A 15,997-nucleotide genomic window follows, 5' to 3' on the forward strand; every position below is an offset into this window, starting at 1 on the left:
GCTTTACTCTTTGATTAACGGCAAGGTTATATTAGCACACAAGCCACCTTGTTCTTTATTCGATAAGACTAAATTTCCGCCATGCGCTATTACCGCATTTTTTGCAATGGCTAACCCTAACCCCGTACCCCCGCTGATGCGGTCCCGGGCATCTGATTGCCTAAAAAACGGTTCACACAATTTATCAAGTTGCGCTTTAGGGACGCCTGGACCATCATCACATATTTGTATGTATATGGTATCACTGTGTTTTAAGCTAATACTAATAGTATGTTGTGCATATTTAATGGCGTTGCGCAGAATGTTCTCTAAGGCACTGGCAATCAACATTTCGTCGCACTCTATATTTACTTCAACATTACCGTGTACAACTAGGGCTTTATTGTGCTGTTTTGCTTCAAACTGAGCATCGTTAATCACATGGTCAACAATCACTTGCAGCGACTGTGTTTGCAGCGATAAAGGTTGGCTATTAGCTTCTAAGCGCGATACCTGCAATACATCGGCTATCATTTTATCTAGTTGATTAGCTTCTTTTTCAATACGCAATAAATACGATTGGCTTGCTTCACTTGCCTGCATTTGTGCCAACCCCGTAGCCATTTTTAAACGGGTTAGCGGAGAGCGTAATTCATGGGATATATCGGCTAATAAACGCTTTTGAGCGCTGAGTAGCTGCTCAAGTTGATCAGCCATACGGTTAAAGTCGCGTCCTAAAACTCCAAGTTCATCTTTTCGCTGACTATTTATCGCCGCACGCGCACTTAAATCACCGTTTGAAAGCTTGATTGCTGCTTGTTTTAAGCTATTTATAGGGGCAATTAAGTTACGACTAAATAAGAAACTTAATGTAAGTGAGGCGATAATTGCAATGGAAATTTTTAACCAAACGGGTAATAATCTTAAGCGAATAAAGAGTGGTCGCTGCTGATTGATATCGATTTCATATAACTCAAATTCCCCTTCAGGAACCCGAATGCGTACAGGGCCAAAAGCTTGGTAATATTCAGTAAAAATAACCTGTGGCGACATGCCCTTACTAAAGTTAAGTAAGCTTAAATCAATATTGTTCTCAACATTTTTACTGATCAACACTTCATCGCTATTTTGCGAATTTAAATAAAGTAACTTACGTTTAGTTAAACGCGGATGAGTAATAATATCATTAATAGAGCGCTTGTGTTTATGTGCGCTACGCTCAATACCTCGTGCCAAATATTCTAGGTTTTTTTGCATCGGCCCTTGTAGTGGAACATGGCTAATAGCGTTTATTAGTGAAATATTACTTAAGAAAAAGAGCGCTGTAAAAGTGCCTATAATCGTCAGCCAAAACCACGTAAAGACCTTAAAAAATAAATAATACCGTGGGTGGCGAAGCCAACTAAAACGCAGAGGTTTATTCTCCTTGGATGAAGACATAACCCGTTCCCCTCATTGTTTTAATTTTATCGCCCTCAATATGCTCGGCTATTTTTTTACGAATATTACTCACATGCATATCTATAGAACGGTCAAAAGATGCTAAGCGTCTGCCTAATACATCTTCGCTTATTTGCTCTTTGCTAATTACATCTGGCGCGTGTTTTATCAATAAAGCGAGTATTTCGTATTCAGTGCCCGTTAGTGTGAGGGGGGCGTTATTAATACTGGCCTCTCGCGCAGCAAAATTAATAGTAATACCATTTAAAGAGAGCTTTTTATTAGTGTTATTGCTCACACTATTTATATGTTCAATGCGGCGAGTAATTGCTTTTACGCGGGCAAGGAGTTCTCTGTGATTAAACGGCTTTGGTATGTAGTCGTCAGCGCCGAGCTCTAAACCAAAAATACGGTCAAAGTCTTCTCCTTTAGCGGTCAACATAATCACTGGTGTTAATTTACTTTGCCTGAGTTGCTTCAGCACTTCAAAGCCATCTATAGAGGGTAGCATAACGTCTAGTAATATAAGCGCGTAATCGTTTTGCAATGCAAGCTCTAAGCCTTGTTGACCATCATGTGCGGTTTGAACGCTATAGCCCTGTGCACTTAGGTATTCGCTTAATAATTCGCATAAACCGGTATCATCATCAATCATTAATAGTTTCATATATAAAGCCTTACGCGCTGTTTATGGTTTTATTTTACGCGTTTAATGTATCAATAGTTAGTCTTTACATAACCTTTACACTGCTTTGCGTTACTTTGCATTGAGCCAGTTATAGTGAACACACTGGTTAGCAGCCAACAACCAACCCAATATAAAGGTGATGATTATGACTAAAGTAAACACGCTATCAAAATTAGTACTTATATGTGGCTTAACAGCTGCAACACTCAGTGCGGGCAGCGCATTCGCAAAAGGCGATGGCTATAAACAAGGTCACTCTCAAGCGCGCTTTTTACTCTCTGAGCGAGCAGCAGATAAGCTGGCACTTACGCAAGGTCAACAAACACAACTAAAAGCGATTTTTACAGCGCAAAAAACGCAAATTAAAGCACTAAGAAGCCAAGACAAAAACGCACGTAAGGCACAGCGCCAAGCCTATAAAGCGCAAATGGATGCGTTACTGTCAGCGCCAAACTTTGATGAAAATGCAGCGAAAGAGTTATTAATCGCACGCCAAGATAAGAAACAGCAATTGGGGTTAATTAAATTAAAAACCCAGCATCAAGTAATGCAATTGCTTAACGCTGAGCAAAAAGAAAAGTTAGCTAAAATACAGCAGCGAATGAACAAAAAGCATCGCAAACATAAAACATAGCGTTTTAACACAAAGCAAAAAGCCAGCTAAATGCTGGCTTTTTAATATTGTGCGAGCGATTATTTAAAAAAGTCATCTTCATTTTTTGCCATCATTGCTTCAATGTCTTCAATCATGTCTTGATTGAATTCATCTGCAGAGGTGATGGGTGCTGAAATTTTATTATTTTCAAACGACCACTCACCTAAGTCAATAAGTTGGCAACGCTTTGAACAAAAAGGGCGATGCGGACTTTGTGCTGACCATTCTACTTTTACTTTGCAGGTTGGGCAGTTAACCATAGTTGGCATAATTTACTCTCAAATTGATATAGGCTTAGCTGCTCAATTTATCGTTAAGCAACTAAGCACTTTATTTAAAAACTAGTGACACGGTTTATCTCAGCCAGAGAGGTAACGCCCTCTGCTGCTTTTCGAAGACCTGATAAGCGTATGTTATTAAACCCTGCTTTAAGTGATACTTCAGCAATTTCTAGTGAGTTACCCCCACGCATAATAATTTGTGCAATTTCTGGAGTAACTTTCATAACTTCGTAAATACCAACACGGCCTTTGAAGCCATCTGTACAGTTTTCACAGCCTTTAGGGGCATATAAAACCATATCCTGTATTTGCTGTTCACTAAAGCCTTGGCGCATAAGTTCTTCACGGGGTAATTGCTCTGGCGTTTTACATTTAGAGCATAACCTTCGGGCTAAACGCTGGGCGATTATCAAGCTGATTGAACTGGCCACATTATACGCGGGTACGCCCATATTTAACAAACGAGTAATCGTTTCTGGTGCTGAGTTAGTATGTAATGTAGATAACACTAAATGACCGGTTTGCGCCGCCTTAATAGATATTTCAGCGGTTTCTAAATCACGTATTTCACCGACCATTACTACATCGGGATCTTGGCGTAAAAATGCGCGCAAAGCGTTAGCAAATGTCATGTCGGCTTTAGTGTTTATTTGTACTTGGTTAATCCCTTCGAGGTTAATTTCTACCGGATCTTCGGCGGTACTAATATTTCGCTCGGGCTGATTTAGTATATTTAAGCCCGTATACAGGGAGACGGTTTTACCCGAGCCAGTTGGGCCAGTAACTAAAATCATCCCCTGAGGTTGATTTAGTGCATCGAGGTAGAGCTCTTTCTGTTCGGGCTCATAGCCTAAAACATCAATACCTAACATGGCACTTGATGAATCGAGGATACGCATTACAATTTTTTCGCCCCATAAAGTGGGCATAGTACTAACACGAAAATCAATACTTTTACGTTCTGTCACTTTGAGTTTTATGCGGCCATCTTGTGGCTTACGTTTTTCAGCGATATCAAGGCGCGACATAACTTTTATACGGGCAGATAGCTTACTGGCTAAGGTATTTGGCGGGCTGGCTACCTCATGCAAAATTCCGTCGATACGAAAGCGAATACGGTATTTATGTTCATAAGGTTCAAAGTGAAGATCCGAAGCGCCTTTTTTTATTGCGTCCATTAAAATTTTATTAATGTAGACAATAATAGGGGCGTCGTCTTTGTCATCGTCTTTAGGCGTATGATCTTTTTGTGGCTCAGAATCTAGTTCAGCAAACTCTTTAAATTCATCCTCACTTAAATTAAGGCTACCTGCAGCATCCAATAGTTGCTCAATTTTATGGTCAAGCTGTAGGTAGTCAACCACCACCACTTCACACGATAAACCGGTGCTAAATTCAAAGTTTTCAAAAGCGCCGTAATCGGTAGGATCTGAGGCGGCAATATATACTTTTCTGCCTTTTTGTACCAAAGGTAAAATATGATGCTTGCGGATCAGCTTTTCTTTAACTAGCTCGGCAGGAATTTGTGCAACATTAAAATCTTTTAAATCAAAAAAAGGCACTCTAAACAAATCAATACATTGCTCAGCTAAATCGTTGCTATCTATTTTTCCGCATTTAGAAATAAGTTCTGCGGTTGACGCAAAGTCTTGCTGCCTGGCTTTTACGGTATCGGTATCAACCCGGCCGAGGGTAATAAATTTTCTTAGTAACGGTGAGTTAATATTCATTGCGCACCTGATTTAATCCTTCTTTACTCAGCAATTTATCAGAAAAAAGAAAGGAATACATTAATCGTACCAATGCAGCAGATAATTTACCGATAAAAATATCAGTTTATTGCGCTGTGATTGGGTCAGTCACTCTATATTGTAGACTTTGCTTGCTGTAAATAATAATTATGTAGCTTAAGTAAGTCTTGTTTTACATCGTTTAAATCGCGGTTATTATTTAAAATATCATCCGCTTTTTGTTGTTTATGCTCACGAGACATTTGCGCGTCAATAATTTGCTTTGCTTGTTCAGTGCTTATATTGTCACGTTTTGTGGTGCGGATAATTTGTATTTCTACTGGTACGTCAATCAGCAAGGTGCGATTACAGTAGCTATCAAGCCCATTTTCGAATAATAACGGGGCAACTAAAACCACATAGTCGCTTTGCGCGTTTTTTAAGTCAGTGAGCAGTTTAGTGCGTATTAAAGGGTGCAGCAGCGCATTAAGCCATGTTTTTTGCTCCGGGTTACTAAAAATCCGGGCTCTTAGCTCGCCACGGTTTAATGAGCCATGTTCATCGAGTATGTCAGTGCCAAAATGCTCAACAATAGCTTTTAGACCATCAGTGCCAGGTTCAACTACTTGACGAGCCACAATATCCGCATCCACAATAGTAATGCCTAGCTCTGCCAACATATCGCTAACTGCGGTTTTACCGCAGCCAATTCCGCCGGTTAGTCCCAATACCCAGTTGTTTTTATGATGTTGTGTATTGTTCATAGTTAGTAGCCAATAAAATTAAAATAGCTGTTTTGTAGTTGTGTACCCCACAGCATAGTGATCCAACCGGCTATTGCTAAGTAAGGGCCAAAAGGAATAGGCGTTGCTTTGTCTTTACCTTGAATACTCAGTAGGGCAATGCCAATAACAGCGCCAACTACGCTTGAGAGTAAAATAATGGTCAATAACGATTGCCAACCCAGCAGTGCGCCAAACACCGCCAGTAATTTAAAGTCGCCATAACCCATACCTTCTTTGCCAGTAATTAGCTTAAACAGCCAAAACACGCTCCATAAGCTTAAGTAACCACATGCTGCACCAATAATGGCATCGCTAGGGGCTATTATTGTATAACCCATAACTGAGGCGATTAACGCCAGCCATAAAAGCGGCAAAGTAAGCTGATCCGGTAGTAGCATGTGATCAATATCAATAAAAGTTAGTGCCACTAATATCCAAGTAACTACTATGTATAATAAAGCCTGCTCAGTTGCGCCAAAAGTGTACGCAACAACTAGGCTTAAAATAGCGGTAATGGCTTCAACGATTGGGTAACGCACTGAAATTGGGTTATCACAGGTTGCGCATTTACCCTTTAAAAATAACCAACTAAATATAGGAATGTTTTGCCATGGTTTAATGGCTGCTTTGCACTTAGGACAACATGAGTTGGGCTTAACTAAATTAAACGTGTCAGTAGTTTGTGAAGTGGTCTGTTCAGTCTTTGGGCTGGTTAGTTCATCGGCTAATAATAAGCGGCATTCAGTTTGCCATTCTTTTTGCATCATTACTGGCAAGCGATATATCACCACATTTAAAAAGCTGCCGATACATAAACTCACTAGGCCAACCGTGGTCAAATAAAACCATAAGTTAGCTTGCATCGCGTTGCTGATATCAATAAAAAGACTTTGCATTTATTTTACCTAAAACTAAATTCTGTGTTGATAATACAGTGGTTTTATATAAGTGCAAAGTTAGGGTTTAGGATGTTAGGTTCAAGGTTCAAGCGACGAGTTGCGGGGAACCACCGCGTTTTAATTGTTCTGTAGGCGGGGCTTTATGCCGCGCAAGGTCATTATTCACAAAGAGGTTAAGAGACGCTTCGCTTTTAAAGGTCGTTAAGGTTACGGGTAACGAGCTGCGGGCCTCGCACCTCGACCCTAAAATCTGTCTAAATAACAGAACCTAATTGGAATATAGGTAAGTACATGGCAACAATTAATCCACCCACTAATACGCCGAGTACTGCCATAATTAATGGCTCAAGTAAGCTAGATAGGCCATCTACCGCATCATCTACTTCTTGCTCGTAGATAGTCGCAACTTTAGCGAGCATGCCATCAAGCGATCCTGACTCTTCACCAATGGCAACCATTTGTACTACCATATCGGGGAATATTTTAGAGTTACGCATCGCCCAGTTCATTTGGTTGCCTGAGCTTACCTCAGCTTTTATTTCCAAAATAGCATACCGGTAAACTGCGTTACCTGAGGCACCTGCTGCAGAGTCCAGCGCATCTACTAGCGGTACACCCGCAGCAAAGGTGGTTGATAAAGTACGAGCATAACGTGCCACAGCGGCTTTATTTAAAATCATGCCGACAACCGGAAGCTTCAATATGGCGCGGTCGGTGGCATCTCTGAGCGCTAAACTTCTGAGTGCGGCTTCTTTATATATGTAGCCAAATGCCATTACGGCAATCAACATCATCCACCAATACTCTTGCATAAATTCAGAAATGGCGATAACAAATAAAGTAAAAGCGGGCAGCTCTGCGCCAAAACCAGCAAATATTTCTTGAAACTGTGGTACTACAAATATCAGCAAGATAGAAGTTACAATACCTGCAACCACTAAAACCGATATAGGATAAAACATGGCTTTTTTAATTTTTGATTTTAGTGCTTCTGACTTTTCTTTATATAGCGCAACGCGGTCAAATATTTTATCCAGTGCACCAGATTGCTCACCAGAGGCCACTAAATCGCAATATAAATCATCAAAATAACGAGGGTATTTTCTAAGTGCGTTAGAAAGCGGCAACCCAGCTTTTACTTCATCGCCAATAGCACCCATGAGTTTGCCGACACTTTTATTGGTAGAGCCTGAGCCTATCATTTCTATGGATTGTATCAGCGGTACACCCGCCATCAACATAGTGGCTATTTGCCGAGTGACTAAAGCAATATCTTTCGGGGTGATTTTTTGTACGCTTTTTATACCAAATAGTGGCTTGGCTTTACGTTTAACTTTTGAGGGAGTAATACCTTGTTTACGCAATTGGGCTTTAACAAGTGCAATGCTAGATCCCGTGAGCTCACCTTCCAGTTTTTTCCCTCGAGCGCTTACACCGACCCATTGAAAGGTATCAAGGCCTTTATCTTCTTGTTTTTTTGCCATATAAAACTCACTTGAATTAAACAGTGTTTAAGTTACGCGAATTAGATAAAAAATTAATATAAAAAAAGCGCTCCACAAGAGCGCTTATTTAAAAGTTAAATATCTGTCACGATTAAGGTGTCACTGGTGCTGCAGCACCTTGAGGACAGCTTTTCGGTGCTAGAGTTGCATCCGTAGCACCTGCTGTAGCACAAGTCCAAGCACCTGCAGCTGATCTTGTTAAAGTTACAGTTGCACCATTTACCTGCGTAGGTGCATTCTTAATTGTGCATTGAATACCATTAGCGTCAACGACGATGTCACAGTTTTGAGTAGAGGCGGTAAGTCCCGCTTTTGTTAAATCAGCAGTTTCGCCATTATTTACAGCAATCTCATAGCCTGTTTTACCTGCTGAGATTTCAGCTAAACCAGCTGTTAGCTTAGATGAAGCTTGATAATTAGAATAAGCAGGCAGTGCTACTGCTGCTAAAATACCGATGATTGCTACTACAATCATTAATTCAATTAGGGTGAAACCCTTTTGGTTTTGTTGTGTCATTGTTTGCATGTTTCCTCTCCTAAAGGATAATGTTGTGGTAAGCCAAACGGGTATAAATTATAAATATAACTTATGTTGTTTACTTAACCTGTTACTACAAAAAATAAAATCATTTTTTGCCAAGTGGCATTTTAGCACTATTGGTAATCACTATTTTAAAATTATTACCTTAAAGCAATGACCCAAAAGTAACGCACAGCATGGCGGTTGTTCGTTACTCGTCCCTTATTTGAGTATAAACCCAACCATTAAAAGTTAGTTATAACCCGTGTAAGTTACAAGTTAATTATAAAAATAAACCCTGTCGCTTATTTTTGCTCTGTCGCTTATAAATGCTTTTCCACTCTTTTTAACTAATTAAAAATTTAAAACTAGTCAATATGAATGAGTCTAACACTGTTTATTGCGCTTTTGTATGTAAAAACACTATAAAAAACGCATTAATTTAATAACTTGTTACAAATAATCCTTTTGAATTATTTAATGCCCTTTTTTAAAAGCTGTCAATCAATTAGCTTAAGAATATATAAATAAATTCTACATTGTTTACTCAAATCGCATCGATAAATCGATTGATTGTAAATTTTTTGTAAGCGCCCCACTTGAGATAAAGTCGACCCCAGCTTGTGAGTAGGCTTTGAGCGTTTCCAAGGTCATATTGCCTGATACTTCTAATTTAGCGCGCTTATTAGTAATGGTAACCGCTTCGCGTATTTGCTCAGGATTAAAATTATCTAGCATTATAATGTCGGCGCCTGCGCTAATGGCTTGCTCTAGCTCATCAAACGATTCAACTTCAACCTCTATAGGTTTATCGGCATGATTTAGCTTAGCTTGAGCTACTGCGTTATTAATTCCTCCACAAGCAGCTATGTGGTTTTCTTTAATCAAAAACGCATCAAACAATCCAATTCGGTGGTTTGCACCGCCACCACACTTAACTGCGTATTTTTGCAATGCTCTCAACCCTGGAATGGTTTTACGAGTATCGAGTAGTTGCGTGCTAGTACCACTTAGCTCTTTTACATAATGCGCTGTAGTTGTGGCTGTGCCAGAAAGCGTTTGTACAAAATTAAGTGCGGTGCGCTCAGCCGTTAAAATAGCGCGAGCAGATCCGGATGCGGTAAATAGGGTGCTATTGGCGCTGACAAAGTCGCCATCGTTAACGCATATGTTTACAACCACACTTGGGTCGACTTGTTTGAACACTTCAATGATTAGGTCTTTACCACAAAAAATGCAGTCTTCACGGGTGATCACTTTCGCATTGGCTTGCTCTGCTTGCGGAATAAGCTGTGCGGTAATATCGCCTTGTTCTGCGCTTTGATAATTTAGGTCTTCATCCAGTGCTAAGGTAACAAGTTGGCTAATTAGGGTATGCGAAATAGACATGAAAAAGCTCATAGTAGATAATAAATTAACTAAATTTTACTCTGTTTAATTACTAATTAGAAGCAGCTAACAACTAAACTAAAAAGCCAGCGCTTAAATAACGCGTTAATCATATTTTATCGTTTAGTATTACGCTATCTTTATGGGATTAAATCTATTAGCATCTTGATATACATCAATTTTGGTTGATTAACCTGAGCTCTAGATAATAAATCTATCTCAAGCTGCTATTTTGAGCAAACAATGTGTTGAATTTACTTGCAATAGGCAAGCTATTGACGCGTAATTTCGCCTTGTTTTTACTCAAAATCTCTGGCTAGAGACAGCAAAATTTAAGTATTAGTATGGTTTTATATACAAGTAAATCTCTTAACCAGAGTTCAGGTTAAATATGAAAATAGATTCTTTAGGCGTTATAAATAATATTACCCAGCGTGCGTGTAGCCACTTTGATGAGCGGCCTGCTCACAGCGATATTTCGCTGTTGGTTATTCATAATATTTCATTACCCGCTGGGCAATTTAACACTTCTTACGTTGATGACTTATTTATGGGGTGTATTGATTGTAATGCGCACCCTAGCTTTAGTGACCTAGAAGGGCTTAGAGTATCAGCGCATTGTTTTATTAAGCGCTGCGGCGAGATTATACAGTATGTACCTTTTGAAAAACGTGCATGGCATGCGGGGCGTTCCTGCTTTGCTGGACAACAAAATTGTAATGATTTTAGTATAGGTATAGAGCTTGAGGGCACAGATACAACTAATTATACCGATGGTCAATATCAAAGTTTAGCTGTATTGGCGCAAGCTATTATGCAGCATTACCCAAAAATAACAGCCAGTAATATAGTAGGGCACTGCGATATTGCCCCTGGGCGAAAAACCGACCCTGGGGCGAGTTTTAACTGGCGTAAATTTTTTAACCTAATTGAATAACTAAGTAAAGCGAGTAGCAACATGGTTTTGGTTTCAATAATAATAGCACTGATACTTGAGCGTTTAGGTGCTCGCTCTGCGCATTGGCAAATGAGTTATTACGCTAATGGCTACTTAACTCGCTCTGTTAATTTATTGACCAATAAAGGTTTATTTGGCACAGCTACGGGGTTTTTAATTTGGCTATTCCTGCCTGTGATTGCTATTGGGTGTGTGTATTTTTTATCTGACTTTGTACTTTGGCAGCTTGTTTTTAATGTGGCAGTGTTATTGGTGTGCTTTGGTTGTGCTAAACAGCGTGCTTTGTATAAGTCGTACCTCAATGCATTAACTCGAGGTGATCAAACTGCAGCTACCTTATACGCTTTGCAATTGGGACAAAAGCGCACTGAGGAGCAACAAGGAGGTGAAACCTTAGGGCAAACGCTGGCTTGGGTTAACTTTCGATTTTATTGTGCGGTTATATTTTGGTTTGTGGTATTGGGTGTTGTCGGTGCTGTTTTTTATGCGCTAGTGCGCACTTTTGCCGACTTAGTGAGTGACAATCGTGATGAAGTAATTGCTAAGCATTTTAAGTTAATCCACCGTTTATTGTTTTGGCTAGATTGGCTCCCAGCGCGTATTACCAGTTTTGGTTATTTAGTGATTGGTAACTTTAATAAAGGGACTAGTTGTTGGCTGCATTACGTGTTTGACTTTTCAAGCCCTAATCGCAAGGTGGTTACTTATACGGGGCTAGCGGCTGAACAAGTTGAAGAGCGCTACTATGGTTGCACCTTTGAGGCCACCTGCATGATCAAACTGGTTAAGCGAAATGTACTTTTTTATTTAGTATTAATTGCCTTAATGACTTTATTTGGTGGTTTAAGTTAAAGAGCAGGGGTTAGGTTCTAGGTATTAGTTGGCGGGCTACGAGCAATGAGCAACGGGGAACGGGCTTAAAACCTTTGATCTTTAACCTAGACCCTAAATATGCGGGAGGTAAACTCTCGATTACAATAAAATAAAGGTATGTTTGTATGAGGCGCTACGTTTTATCCTACTGCCGAACCCCGAACCCCGAAAATTAAAATCAGCTGGTCTGACCATTTGTTTTTCATCTTATTAACCTTTCTTTACCCTCTGTGATCTGTGTATTATTTGAACTTTGTTTAAATTACGTTACGCTGGCCTTAGGGCTTTAAAACTGCTGTAAATTGACAGTAATTACGGTTTTTGATAACGTATGGCAAAATTTGGTATGACCAATTTACCTTTTGGTCAGGTCATTCAGTTAAAAGCCTTATTTAATGGGCTGCTAGCACTTATACAACGCGGACGTTGATTGATGTCTTTAAAAATTAAAGCGGCAAAATTATCTGATGTTATTTTACAACAACTTGAGAACATGATTCTTGAGGGGTCGTTAGCACCAGGAGAAAAGTTACCACCGGAGCGTGAACTCGCTAAGCAATTTGAAGTGTCGCGTCCGTCGTTGCGTGAAGCCATTCAAAAGCTTGAGGCAAAAGGGCTTGTAACCCGTCGTCAAGGTGGTGGAACGTATGTAAAAAATCAATTGGAAGAGGGGCTGACTGATCCGTTGTTTGATTTGATCAGTAAACACCCCGAATCGCAATTTGATTTATTAGAATTTCGTCATGCGCTAGAGGGAATTGCGGCTTATTACGCAGCACTTCGCGGCACAAGCAACGATTTTGCAAAAGTAAAACAGAGCTTTGATCAGATTGCATTAGCTAAAGATGAATTAAAGCAAAAAGCCAAAGCGATTAATGACTTTCATTTTTGCATCGCAGAGGCGTCTCATAACGTAGTGTTACTGCATTTAGTAAGAGGGATGCAAAGCTTACTTGAGCAGAATGTTTTACAAAATTTAACGGTATTACTTAAAAAGTCAGATATAAGCAGCCAATTAGCTGAGCATAGACGCTTATTAATGGATGCAGTGATTGACGGTAATCCTGAACAAGCTCGCTTAGCGAGTAATGCGCATTTAGCCTATATTGAAGAAGCATTGCTTGAAGCGGGTAAAGAGCATTCGCGAATTGAACGTAGTTTAAGACGCACCAAACAAAATTAAGCAAGTACATTCACTGTTAACTTGAGTTAACAGTGAAGTATTCAATACATAAAATTAGTATTTTAAACATAAGGAAACCTCCATATGTCTGAAGTCAATAAAATTGACGTAGACGCGCTAGAAACACAAGAGTGGTTACAAGCTCTTGAATCGGTTGTGCGCGAAGAAGGTGTTGAACGAGCTCAGTTTTTACTTGAGCAAGTGTTAGAACAAGCCCGTTTAGACGGTGTTGATATGCCAACAGGCATTAACACAAACTACGTTAATACGATTCCGGTTGATCAAGAACCTGCCTACCCTGGTGATGTAAATCTTGAGCGCCGTATTCGTTCAATTATTCGCTGGAACGCGATTATGATTGTATTGCGTGCATCGAAAAAAGATCTCGACTTAGGCGGCCATATGGCGTCTTACCAATCGTCTGCTGCATTTTACGAAGTGTGTTTTAACCATTTCTTTAAAGCGCCAAATGATGTTGATGGCGGCGATTTAGTTTATTACCAAGGTCATATTTCTCCGGGTATTTATGCGCGTGCATTTGTTGAAGGGCGTTTAAGTGCTGAACAGCTTGATAATTTCCGTCAGGAAGTAGATGGTAAAGGCCTACCTTCTTACCCTCATCCTAAATTAATGCCTGAGTTTTGGCAGTTCCCAACGGTATCTATGGGCTTAGGTCCAATTTCTTCAATTTACCAAGCGCGTTTCTTAAAGTACTTAGATGGCCGTGGCTTAAAAGACACTAAAAACCAACGTGTATATGCGTTTTTAGGTGATGGTGAAATGGATGAGCCAGAATCACGTGGTGCTATTTCTTTTGCTGCCCGTGAAAAGCTTGATAACCTATGTTACTTAATTAACTGTAACCTACAGCGCTTAGATGGCCCTGTAATGGGTAACGGTAAAATCATTCAAGAGCTAGAAGGCCTATTTAAAGGCGCTGGCTGGAATGTTATTAAACTTGTTTGGGGCAGCGGTTGGGATATTCTGCTTGCTAAAGACACCACAGGTAAATTACTACAGTTAATGAACGAAACTGTTGATGGTGATTACCAAACATATAAAGCGAAAGATGGCGCGTACGTACGTGAACATTTCTTTGGTCGCTACCCAGAAACAGCAGCGCTTGTTGCTGATATGACCGATGAAGAAATTTTCGCCCTTAAGCGCGGTGGTCATGAGCCTTCAAAGCTGTTTGCCGCCTTTAAAAAAGCAGAAGAGACGAAAGATCGCCCAACAGTGATCCTTGCTAAAACAGTAAAAGGTTACGGCATGGGTGAAGCGGCTGAAGGTAAAAACATTGCGCACCAAGTTAAGAAAATGGACATGTCGCATGTGGCTCACTTACGCTCTCGTTTAGGCTTAGATGATTTAGTATCTGAAGAGCAATTAAAAGAGCTACCATACTTAGAGCTTGAAAAAGATTCTCCAGAGTACAAGTACCTTCATGCACGTCGTGATGCGCTACAAGGTTACACGCCAACACGTATTGCCAAGTTCTCTGAAAAGTTACAGTTACCAGAAGTAGATGCGTTCAAGCCGTTACTTGAAGAGCAAAAGCGTGATATTTCAACCACTATGGGCTTTGTACGTGCACTTAATATCTTATTAAAAGATAAAGGTATTGGTAAAAATATTGTGCCAATTATTGCCGATGAAGCACGTACTTTTGGTATGGAAGGTTTATTCCGTCAAATCGGTATTTACAACCCACATGGCCAAAATTACACCCCTCAAGACCGTGATATTGTTTCTTACTACAAAGAAGCAACCTCAGGGCAGGTATTACAAGAAGGGATTAACGAGCTAGGTGCAATGTCGTCATGGGTTGCTGCTGCAACATCATACAGCACCAACGACTTACCGATGATCCCATTCTACATTTACTACTCTATGTTTGGTTTCCAACGTGTAGGTGACATGGCATGGATGGCAGGGGATCAACAAGCACGTGGTTTCTTATTAGGTGCTACAGCGGGTCGTACAACGCTAAATGGTGAAGGCTTACAGCACGAAGATGGCCACAGCCACATTCTTGCAAACACGGTACCTAACTGTATTTCTTACGATCCTACTTATGCATTTGAAGTAGCGGTTATCGTGCAAGACGGTATTCGTCGTATGTACGGTGAAGAGCAAGAAAACATTTACTACTATCTAACGCTAATGAACGAAAATTACCATCAGCCAGCAATGCCAGAAGGCGCTGAAGAAGGTATTCGTAAAGGTATCTACAAGCTAGAAAGCTACGAAGGTAAAAAAGCCAACGTACAGCTATTAAGCTCAGGTACTATCATGACTGAAGTGCGTAAAGCTGCAGCAATTTTAAGCGAAGAGTTTGGTATTGCGTCTGATGTTTACTCAGTAACTTCATTCAATGAACTTACCCGTGATGGACAAGATGTTGAACGTTTCAACATGCTTAACCCAGAAAGCGAGCAAAAAACGCCATACATCACTAGTGTATTAAACGATTCAGTAACTGTTGCTGCAACGGACTACATGAAAAACTACGCAGAACAAGCGCGTTCATTTATTCCAAGCAATAACTACAAAGTATTGGGTACAGATGGTTACGGTCGTTCAGACAGCCGTGAAAACCTACGTCGTCACTTTGAAGTTAACGCAAGCTACGTGGTAGTTGCGACATTATCTGAACTTGCTAAACGTGGTGAAGTTGAAAAGTCAGTGGTTGTTGAAGCAATTAAAAAATTCAACATCGACACTAACAAACTAAATCCACTGTACGCATAAGAGGTTTGCAATGAGTATTGAAATTAAAGTACCTGATATCGGTGGCGATGAAGTAGAAGTAACCGAAATACTAGTGAGCGTTGGCGATAAAGTTGAAGTTGACCAATCACTATTAAGTGTTGAAGGTGATAAAGCTGCGATGGAAGTACCTGCTGAACAAGCCGGTACGGTAAAAGAAATTAAAGTAAATGTGGGTGACACTGTTACCACAGGCACTTTAGTGTTCACCTTTGAAGGTGAAGCGCAAGATTCTGCTGCTGACTCTAAAGAAGCTGAAAAAACCGAGGAAGCAGCACCTGCTGCGTCATCGGCTTCATCAACCAAAGAAGTCACTGTGCCAGATATTGGTGATGACGAAGTT

15 protein-coding genes are annotated in these 15,997 nt (G+C 40.2%); 6 read left to right on the plus strand and 9 right to left on the minus strand.

The window, feature by feature from the left end; translation table 11 throughout:
- Positions 1–3: 3 nt before the first annotated feature.
- The gene (locus CWB75_RS15415) at positions 4–1,419 is read right to left on the minus strand and encodes an ATP-binding protein (RefSeq protein ID WP_138571122.1); all 1,416 of its coding nucleotides are present in this window, start codon (positions 1,417–1,419) and stop codon (positions 4–6) included.
- A complete protein-coding gene (locus CWB75_RS15420; protein ID WP_138571123.1) occupies positions 1,397–2,086 on the minus strand; it encodes a response regulator transcription factor in 690 nt (229 codons plus the stop codon). The genes CWB75_RS15415 and CWB75_RS15420 overlap by 23 nt, the downstream gene beginning before the upstream one ends.
- A gap of 166 nt (positions 2,087–2,252) precedes the next feature.
- On the opposite strand from CWB75_RS15420, the gene CWB75_RS15425 reads away from it, so the two are divergent.
- Positions 2,253–2,741 (plus strand): Spy/CpxP family protein refolding chaperone, encoded by a 489-nt coding sequence (locus CWB75_RS15425; RefSeq protein ID WP_138571124.1) that lies wholly within the window; start codon positions 2,253–2,255, stop codon positions 2,739–2,741.
- A gap of 59 nt (positions 2,742–2,800) precedes the next feature.
- Here CWB75_RS15425 and yacG read toward each other — a convergent pair whose 3' ends face one another.
- The 7 genes from yacG to nadC all read right to left on the minus strand — a co-directional run bounded on the left by yacG (position 2,801) and on the right by nadC (position 9,871).
- Positions 2,801–3,031 carry a DNA gyrase inhibitor YacG gene (yacG, locus tag CWB75_RS15430; protein ID WP_054202591.1) on the minus strand — a complete coding sequence of 77 codons (231 nt, stop codon included), beginning with the start codon at positions 3,029–3,031 and terminating at the stop codon, positions 2,801–2,803.
- A gap of 65 nt (positions 3,032–3,096) precedes the next feature.
- Positions 3,097–4,773: a type IV-A pilus assembly ATPase PilB gene (gene pilB, locus CWB75_RS15435; RefSeq protein ID WP_054202590.1), complete on the minus strand. Its 1,677-nt coding sequence runs from the start codon at positions 4,771–4,773 to the stop codon at positions 3,097–3,099.
- Positions 4,774–4,907: 134 nt separating this feature from the next.
- Positions 4,908–5,537: a dephospho-CoA kinase gene (gene coaE, locus CWB75_RS15440; RefSeq protein WP_138571125.1), complete on the minus strand. Its 630-nt coding sequence runs from the start codon at positions 5,535–5,537 to the stop codon at positions 4,908–4,910.
- A gap of 2 nt (positions 5,538–5,539) precedes the next feature.
- The gene (locus tag CWB75_RS15445) at positions 5,540–6,454 is read right to left on the minus strand and encodes a prepilin peptidase (RefSeq protein WP_138571126.1); all 915 of its coding nucleotides are present in this window, start codon (positions 6,452–6,454) and stop codon (positions 5,540–5,542) included.
- Positions 6,455–6,711: 257 nt separating this feature from the next.
- On the minus strand, positions 6,712–7,941 hold the full coding sequence (locus CWB75_RS15450) for a type II secretion system F family protein (RefSeq protein ID WP_138571127.1): 1,230 nt from the start codon (positions 7,939–7,941) through the stop codon (positions 6,712–6,714).
- 112 nt (positions 7,942–8,053) lie between these two features.
- The gene (locus tag CWB75_RS15455) at positions 8,054–8,488 is read right to left on the minus strand and encodes a pilin (protein WP_138571128.1); all 435 of its coding nucleotides are present in this window, start codon (positions 8,486–8,488) and stop codon (positions 8,054–8,056) included.
- Between the two features lie 537 nt (positions 8,489–9,025).
- Positions 9,026–9,871, minus strand: coding sequence for a carboxylating nicotinate-nucleotide diphosphorylase (gene nadC / locus CWB75_RS15460; RefSeq protein WP_138571129.1), 846 nt, complete (start codon positions 9,869–9,871; stop codon positions 9,026–9,028).
- A 391-nt stretch (positions 9,872–10,262) separates the two neighbouring features.
- Between nadC and ampD the strand changes: the two genes are divergently transcribed.
- From ampD to CWB75_RS15485, 5 genes are all read left to right on the plus strand, one after another.
- Entirely contained in the window at positions 10,263–10,808 is a 546-nt protein-coding gene (gene ampD, locus CWB75_RS15465) for a 1,6-anhydro-N-acetylmuramyl-L-alanine amidase AmpD (protein ID WP_138571130.1), read from the plus strand.
- Positions 10,809–10,829: 21 nt separating this feature from the next.
- Positions 10,830–11,681 carry a beta-lactamase regulator AmpE gene (gene ampE / locus CWB75_RS15470; RefSeq protein ID WP_138571131.1) on the plus strand — a complete coding sequence of 284 codons (852 nt, stop codon included), beginning with the start codon at positions 10,830–10,832 and terminating at the stop codon, positions 11,679–11,681.
- Between the two features lie 454 nt (positions 11,682–12,135).
- Positions 12,136–12,885: a pyruvate dehydrogenase complex transcriptional repressor PdhR gene (gene pdhR, locus CWB75_RS15475; protein WP_008114937.1), complete on the plus strand. Its 750-nt coding sequence runs from the start codon at positions 12,136–12,138 to the stop codon at positions 12,883–12,885.
- A gap of 84 nt (positions 12,886–12,969) precedes the next feature.
- The gene (gene aceE, locus CWB75_RS15480) at positions 12,970–15,636 is read left to right on the plus strand and encodes a pyruvate dehydrogenase (acetyl-transferring), homodimeric type (RefSeq protein ID WP_138571132.1); all 2,667 of its coding nucleotides are present in this window, start codon (positions 12,970–12,972) and stop codon (positions 15,634–15,636) included.
- A 10-nt stretch (positions 15,637–15,646) separates the two neighbouring features.
- Positions 15,647–15,997 (plus strand): biotin/lipoyl-containing protein (locus tag CWB75_RS15485; protein ID WP_283234843.1); only part of this gene is annotated, 351 nt, incomplete at its 3' end.

It is taken from the genome of Pseudoalteromonas sp. S1608 (assembly GCF_005887265.1).
In the GTDB taxonomy this organism is placed as follows: Bacteria; Pseudomonadota; Gammaproteobacteria; order Enterobacterales; family Alteromonadaceae; genus Pseudoalteromonas; species Pseudoalteromonas undina.

Coding starts and splice junctions, on each gene's coding strand:
- aceE (WP_138571132.1), top strand. CDS start 12,970: ATGTCTGAAGTCAATAAAATTGACGTAGACGCGCTAGAAACACAAGAG.
- CWB75_RS15415 (WP_138571122.1), bottom strand. CDS start 1,419: ATGTCTTCATCCAAGGAGAATAAACCTCTGCGTTTTAGTTGGCTTCGC.
- ampD (WP_138571130.1), top strand. CDS start 10,263: ATGAAAATAGATTCTTTAGGCGTTATAAATAATATTACCCAGCGTGCG.
- pdhR (WP_008114937.1), top strand. CDS start 12,136: ATGTCTTTAAAAATTAAAGCGGCAAAATTATCTGATGTTATTTTACAA.
- coaE (WP_138571125.1), bottom strand. CDS start 5,537: ATGAACAATACACAACATCATAAAAACAACTGGGTATTGGGACTAACC.
- CWB75_RS15420 (WP_138571123.1), bottom strand. CDS start 2,086: ATGAAACTATTAATGATTGATGATGATACCGGTTTATGCGAATTATTA.
- CWB75_RS15455 (WP_138571128.1), bottom strand. CDS start 8,488: ATGCAAACAATGACACAACAAAACCAAAAGGGTTTCACCCTAATTGAA.
- nadC (WP_138571129.1), bottom strand. CDS start 9,871: ATGTCTATTTCGCATACCCTAATTAGCCAACTTGTTACCTTAGCACTG.
- ampE (WP_138571131.1), top strand. CDS start 10,830: ATGGTTTTGGTTTCAATAATAATAGCACTGATACTTGAGCGTTTAGGT.
- CWB75_RS15425 (WP_138571124.1), top strand. CDS start 2,253: ATGACTAAAGTAAACACGCTATCAAAATTAGTACTTATATGTGGCTTA.
- CWB75_RS15445 (WP_138571126.1), bottom strand. CDS start 6,454: ATGCAAAGTCTTTTTATTGATATCAGCAACGCGATGCAAGCTAACTTA.
- yacG (WP_054202591.1), bottom strand. CDS start 3,031: ATGCCAACTATGGTTAACTGCCCAACCTGCAAAGTAAAAGTAGAATGG.
- CWB75_RS15450 (WP_138571127.1), bottom strand. CDS start 7,941: ATGGCAAAAAAACAAGAAGATAAAGGCCTTGATACCTTTCAATGGGTC.
- pilB (WP_054202590.1), bottom strand. CDS start 4,773: ATGAATATTAACTCACCGTTACTAAGAAAATTTATTACCCTCGGCCGG.